Genomic DNA, 6,266 nt, shown 5'->3' with positions numbered 1-6,266 from the left:
CTGCAGGTTTTTGTCGCGCCGCTGCAGGTTGGCGGCAGCACGGCGCTCACGGCCTACGCGACGCACCCGCTCGATAACGACAACATCAACAATACATATCGCGTCGATAACGCGGTGAAGTACACGACGCTAAGCTATGCAGGCTTACAGGCGGAAGCGATGTACGCTTTCTCGAACTCAGGAAACTTCGCGGTCAACCGCGCCTACAGCTTCGGTGCGGGATACGTGAACGGGCCCATTTCCCTGGGTGCAGCCTATGTGCGTCTGGCCAATCCGGCGTTCAAGGGCGACACAGTCGGCGCGATTCCGTCGGACAACTTCTATAGTGCCTCCACGATGCCGGCCCTGGCTAGCGCCGAGACCGTTCAGCAGTGGGGCGCGGGCGGCACCTACGCCATTGGTGCAGCGACGATTGGCCTGTTGTACACCGGGGCGCTCTTTGGCAATCCGTCCCGCGGCTCGTTGTTCTCGGGCGCGACTGGCAGCGGGGGAGGCACCGGATCGGTACGCTTTGAAAATGGTGAAGCCAGCCTTCGCTACAAGTTCACGCCAGCATTGCAGGCGGCGATCGGCGAGACGTATACCCACGCAACTCAGGGATCGGGCTCGGGCAACTATTGGCAGACCAGCGCGGGCGTGCAGTACTTCCTTTCGAAGCGGACGGACATCTATTTGAACGGCTTTTATCAAAAGACGTCGCAGCACCTGCACGCATGGATCGAAGCGATCGGCGCTCCGTCGACCACCGAGACGCAAGTGGCCGCCGTGGTGGGGATCCGTCACAAGTTCTAGTTCGGTACGCTCTTGAATCGGAGCGTCCGACCAACTCCCCAATTGATGAAATCAACCGATATGAATCAATCAATGGTTAAGGCCACGCTATCGTTCAGCGACGACTCGCCGAGCGTCGAAATGCCGATCTATCAGGGCACGATGGGCCCGGACGTGATCGACATCCGCAAGTTGTACGGTCAGACCGGCAAGTTCACGTATGACCCGGGCTTCATGTCGACGGCGGCATGCAATTCCGCCATCACATACATCGACGGCGACAAGGGCGAACTGCTCTATCGCGGTTTTCCGATCGAAGAACTGGCGGTGAACGCCGACTTCCTCGAATCGTGCTATCTGCTGCTGAAGGGCGAACTGCCCAACGTGGCGCAAAAGGCGGAATTCGTCGACCTCGTCACGCGCCACACGATGGTGCACGAGCAGATGCATTTCTTCTTCCGCGGTTTCCGTCGTGACGCGCATCCGATGGCGGTGCTGGTTGCCGCTGTCGGCGCACTGTCGGCGTTCTATCACGACTCGCTGAACATCAACAACCCGCGTCACCGCGAAGTGTCGGCGATCCGCATGATCGCCAAACTGCCGACGCTGGTCGCGATGGCGTACAAGTTCAGCATCGGCCAGCCGTTCGTTTATCCGAAGAACGACCTGTCGTACAGCGCGAACTTCATGCACATGATGTTCTCGAACCCGTGCGAAGAGTACAAGGTCAACGACGTGCTCGTGCGCGCGCTCGACCGCATCCTGATCCTCCACGCCGACCACGAGCAGAACGCGTCCACGTCGACGGTGCGTCTGGCAGGTTCGTCGGGTGCAAATCCGTTTGCGTGCATCGCGGCAGGTATCGCCTGCCTGTGGGGCCCGGCGCACGGCGGCGCAAACGAAGCCGCGCTGAACATGCTGGAAGAGATCGGCTCGGTCGACAATATTTCCGAATTCATCAAGCAGGTGAAGGACAAGAATTCGGGCGTGAAGCTGATGGGCTTCGGTCACCGCGTCTACAAGAACTACGATCCGCGCGCGAAGCTGATGCGCGAAACGTGTCACGAAGTGCTTGAAGAACTCGGCCTGCACGACGACCCGCTCTTCAAGCTCGCGATGGAACTGGAAAAGATCGCGCTGGAAGACGAATACTTCGTATCGCGCAAGCTGTACCCGAACGTCGACTTCTACTCGGGTATCGTGCAGCGCGCGCTGGGCATCCCGACGTCGATGTTCACGTGCATCTTCGCGATGGCGCGCACGGTCGGCTGGATCGCGCAGTGGAACGAGATGATCGCCGATCCGGAACAGAAGATCGGCCGTCCGCGTCAGTTGTTCATCGGGAACGCTCAACGGGCGGTGGCTTCCCGGTAACGAGTGACACGCGGGCCTGGCGTGAGCCGAGATGTCGCGCAAAAATGGATCGCCGATCGCCCACGTTAGAGTCTTGACAAGCACGAACCGGCAATGAGGCCGGTGAACTATGGCGACGGGTTGTTCGACGAACGCCCCTTCGATCGCAAAGTCATTGTCCTTGTCGTGTCTGGTACCTGCGCCACAAGCTCGGATACCGGGATCCGATCGACATGGTGTGGCAGAAGGGTCTGTCGCTGACGCATGCGACGCCTGCGTCGGGCTGAAGCGCTTCACGTCGGAGTTTGCCAAGCGCCGGAATCGCCTGGTCGTGATGGCTGATCAGTCGTGGCGAGTCGATGAAAAGTGTGTCACGAACACCAGCGAAGGCCTGTAGTGCTGTACTGAAGACAGGAGTGGCGATGTACTGTGCGATATTGGCAGAACCGCCTTTGAGAACTCTGCTGCGCCCCTGTTTGTTCTGGCCGAACGCGCTGGGCTTGCCGACCTTGCCGAATTCCGCGCTTACGAGGGCGCGACGGTGGAACCTGCCGCGGTGATTCTCGACGAAGCGGGAAAACTCGCGACTCAGGTTCTGGCATCTTTGAATCAGAGGGGCGACCCGGCGCGCGGTCTCTGGTATGACGACGGCAGCGTCAGTCGCGAGGGCAGGAGGAAGAGTTTGTCGTGGGTGGTTGGAAGAGTCTCGCTGAGACCGTATCGCCTTTCCGACGAATTTCGGTAGCCGGTGCCTGCCAGAACTGGTGGCTAACGCTGTTACTGAAATGGTCACTGGCCAACGTGGGCTTCTCGCTATGTCCCATCTTGACCGCCGGCGCAATCGAAGCACTGTTGCTGGTCGGCTCCGATGTGCAAAAGAACCGCTACCTGCACAAGCTGATCAAGGGGACGTGGACCGGTATGATTAACTTGAACGGGCCGCAGGCCGCCTCGGATCTCAATGCGATCCGCACACGTGCCGTGCCAGGCGGGTGTTGCATCGACCGGTGGAATCTGCCGCCGTGTTTTTGTTTTGCACGTTGGCGACCGACGTAGGCTCCCGATCGGCTCAATCCGATCTCCCATCGCGCATTGCGATGAAGAACATCAGCAGACCAACATATTGCAGAACCGCCATGCCCAAGGCCATGTGGAGTGTGTTGTCGAGCAGTAGCGGCACCAGCAACGCGGACGACAGAAAGTTGCCGAACTGCTGAACCGTTACGTAACAACTGGACGGCCAGCCCGCGTCGCTCCGGGAAACAGTCAAGGGCCATCACCTGCAGGCTGGGCTGAGTAAGCATCATCCCGAGGCCAAAGATGGGCAGCGCCACCAGATCCCACGGCAATGGAGATGCGTGCATCGCGTTGACGGCGATATTGATCACGCCAGCCACAATCATGATCAGATGGCCGAGGATCACACTGCGCGCAGGACTGCCCCCGCCGGCAACACGATGCGCGACTGCCGCGCCGGCGATCAGGCCCAGTACGATCGGCACAAACAAGTAGCCGAATGACTGCTCGCCGAGGCCAAGATGCCTCACCACGAAAGTTGGCGCAGCCAGGACGTACAGGTAGATTCCCAGATTGACTGCCGCGTTGGCGAGTGCGAGCGCTACGAAACGCGGCTTCGTGAGCAGGGTGGCATAGGCCCGTGCGAGCGGAACCGGATCCAGCCGGTGCCGGCAAGCGGGCGGAAGGGTTTCGGGCACAAGAAACCAACTGACCACCACCAGGCATGCTGACAGTATCGCGAGGAAGATGAAGATGCTGCGCCATCCGGTCCACAGCAGCAGCCAGCCGCCACAGACGGGCGCGAGTGCGGGCGCCAGCGCAAAGATCATCGCTACCAGCGCCATGATTTTTTGCGCCTCCGTGCCATCGAAGACATCGCGCACCATCGCCCGGCCAATAACGACTCCAACGCCGGCGCTCACGCCTTGGCGACTGACGTCGTCATGGTAGGGAAGATCGCTTGCCAAATCGCCCCCCATCTTGGGAGGGGCCACGCGCTTGCCGGTCACCGAACGCAGCCGTCTGAGTATCGTTCTATATAACCGATCAATTCGTTCTATATTCTGCGTTGGAATATAGAATCAGTCGTCGCGATAATGCCTCCTCTTTCTGGTCACTGAAATAGCGAGAACGCGATGTCTACCCCCCTCGGACCCCATGCTTTAACTGGAAGGCGCCCGATCGATTCCAGCACTCTGGCTTGGGTGCGAACCCATGCGCCAGGCGTTGCCCTCTGCATTGCCGTCACACTGGTCGCTTTCGCGTTGCAACTGGCTGAGGAGTGGTTGTTCGGGCGCGCCTGGCTGGAAGCATTGGTCCTTGCCATTCTCATCGGAACGGCTGTGCGAAGTCTCTGGAAGCCATCCGCTTACTGGCAGGCCGGGATTAGTTTCAGCTCCAAGACCTTGCTGGAAATTGCCGTGGTCCTGCTGGGCGCCTCGCTCAGCACCCAGACGCTGAACGCAGCCGGATTGGGACTGCTCGCCGGCATCGTAGCCGTCGTCGGGGTGACCATCGTGGTCAGCTACGGTATCGGGCGCCTTCTGGGTTTGCATCATCGGATGGCCTTGCTGGTCGCATGCGGCAACTCGATCTGCGGCAACTCGGCGATTGCCGCCGTGGCACCCGTGATTCGGGCGGACAGCGATGACGTGGCCGCGTCGATTGCCTTTACCGCGGTGCTTGGCGTCATCGTCGTGCTCGGACTGCCGCTGCTGATTCCTGTGCTGCACCTGAGCAACCTGCAATACGGCGTACTCGCCGGACTGACGGTCTACGCCGTGCCGCAGGTGCTTGCTGCAACGGTCCCTGTTTCGCTGGTCAGTGCTAATCTCGGCACGCTGGTCAAACTGGTCCGTGTGCTGATGCTCGGTCCCGTGATCCTTGTCCTGTCAATCGGTTCGCGTCGAGGTGCAGGAGCTGCCGCCTTGCCCGGTGCCAAGAAGGGAGCGCGCCTCGCCTGGCATAAAGTCGTGCCCTGGTTCATCATTGGTTTTCTCGTGATGGTTGCCCTCCGTTCGGCCAACCTCGTTCCGACAGAAGCATTACCGTCGATCAGCGGCACGGCAAACGTGTTGACGATACTTTCGATGGCTGCACTCGGTCTGGGCGTCGATGTACGAATGGTCGCCAAGGCCGGCCCCCGTGTGACACTGGCGGTGGTGCTGTCGATCGTCGCGCTTGCGGTCATCAGCCTCGTGGTGATCCGCGTGCTGGGCATAGCCTAGAGAGGGCTTAAAGGTCCGCGGAGAATCATGACGCTCGATCAACTTCGTATTCTGGGTTTCGTGGAAGACCAGGTCGACGCAGATGGTCTCGACGTGCGCAATTGCCCAGAATGAACTGGTGCTGGTGGTCGCCCCCAGCCACCCTTGGGCCCATCGCGATTCGAAAGTTGCCGATCCTATTGACTTGCGCGATAGCGCCCGGGTGCTGCGTGAACAGGAATCGGGTACGCGCGGGATCTTCGAAAAGATGGCGCGCAACTTGAGAGGCGATCCCTCGGGGTTCGAGATCGCGCTGGAGCTTCCGTCGAACGAAGCGGTGCGCTCGGCGGTCGAGGCTGGCGCTGGCGCGACCGTGATGTCCAGGCTGGTCGCGGCTTCCTCGCTCAGTGCCGGGACGCTCACAGCACGCATTGGTCTCTGCCGCCGCGGGAATTCCTGATGTTGCGTCGTCAGCAACGCTATGTGACTGAGGCGATGCGCGTGTTCTTCGAGATGGCGTCGGAGTATGTCTCCAATTGCCATTAACGACGAAAAAAGGCGGCTGCTATAACGCGGCGCCGCAGAAACAATCGGGCGCCTCAGCGTGCCGGCACGCGTACGCTCATACGCCAAAAACGAACCTGAAGGAGACACACCCATGAAAGACCATTCCCGCGGCGTGGACACGCGCCGGCGCAACTTGCTTCACGGTCTTGCCGCCGGCGGTCTCGCCGGCACCATGGCCGCCTGGAACCGCAGCGCGTGGCCGGCAGAAACCTTCAACCTGCCGTTCGCTGGCGGCGAGCGCGACGTGACGAGCGCGTTCCCGCAGAAAGGCGAGATGCTGCTGCTGCGAACCCGTCCGCCCTTGCTGGAGACGCCGTTTTCCGTCTTCGATCGAGGCGTGTTCACGCCTAA

5 protein-coding genes and 1 pseudogene are annotated in these 6,266 nt (G+C 60.6%); 5 read left to right on the top strand and 1 reads right to left on the bottom strand.

What is annotated here, in order from left to right; all coding sequences use genetic code 11:
- Together AWB68_RS41825 and gltA are read left to right on the top strand one after the other, a co-directional pair.
- On the top strand, window positions 1–792 hold a 792-nt coding region (locus AWB68_RS41825), incomplete at its 5' end, for a porin (RefSeq protein ID WP_160110172.1).
- Window positions 793–852: 60 nt separating this feature from the next.
- Entirely contained in the window at window positions 853–2,145 is a 1,293-nt protein-coding gene (gltA, locus tag AWB68_RS41820; protein WP_087650015.1) for a citrate synthase, read from the top strand.
- 863 nt (window positions 2,146–3,008) lie between these two features.
- Here gltA and AWB68_RS41810 read toward each other — a convergent pair.
- Window positions 3,009–4,151 carry an MFS transporter gene (locus AWB68_RS41810; RefSeq protein ID WP_235028806.1) on the bottom strand — a complete coding sequence of 381 codons (1,143 nt, stop codon included), beginning with the start codon at window positions 4,149–4,151 and terminating at the stop codon, window positions 3,009–3,011.
- Between the two features lie 126 nt (window positions 4,152–4,277).
- Between AWB68_RS41810 and AWB68_RS41805 the strand changes: the two genes are divergently transcribed.
- From AWB68_RS41805 to AWB68_RS49140, 3 genes and pseudogenes are all read left to right on the top strand, one after another.
- Complete coding sequence (locus AWB68_RS41805; RefSeq protein ID WP_087650012.1) at window positions 4,278–5,369, top strand: YeiH family protein; 1,092 nt, start codon at window positions 4,278–4,280, stop codon at window positions 5,367–5,369.
- 82 nt (window positions 5,370–5,451) lie between these two features.
- Window positions 5,452–5,808: a LysR substrate-binding domain-containing protein gene (locus AWB68_RS41800; RefSeq protein ID WP_087650011.1), complete on the top strand. Its 357-nt coding sequence runs from the start codon at window positions 5,452–5,454 to the stop codon at window positions 5,806–5,808.
- 198 nt (window positions 5,809–6,006) lie between these two features.
- Window positions 6,007–6,266, top strand: a pseudogene (locus tag AWB68_RS49140) (molybdopterin-dependent oxidoreductase); the annotation flags it as partial.

It is taken from the genome of Caballeronia choica (genome assembly GCF_001544535.1).
GTDB lineage: Bacteria > Pseudomonadota > Gammaproteobacteria > Burkholderiales > Burkholderiaceae > Caballeronia > Caballeronia choica.
The sequence above is the reverse complement of the archived record's forward strand: the minus strand, read 5'-3'. Positions and strand labels throughout refer to the sequence as shown.

What these genes read in the sequence shown, in the direction of transcription:
- AWB68_RS41800 (WP_087650011.1), top strand. Translation starts at nt 5,452, where the DNA reads ATGGTCTCGACGTGCGCAATTGCCCAGAATGAACTGGTGCTGGTGGTC.
- AWB68_RS41805 (WP_087650012.1), top strand. Translation starts at nt 4,278, where the DNA reads ATGTCTACCCCCCTCGGACCCCATGCTTTAACTGGAAGGCGCCCGATC.
- gltA (WP_087650015.1), top strand. Translation starts at nt 853, where the DNA reads ATGAATCAATCAATGGTTAAGGCCACGCTATCGTTCAGCGACGACTCG.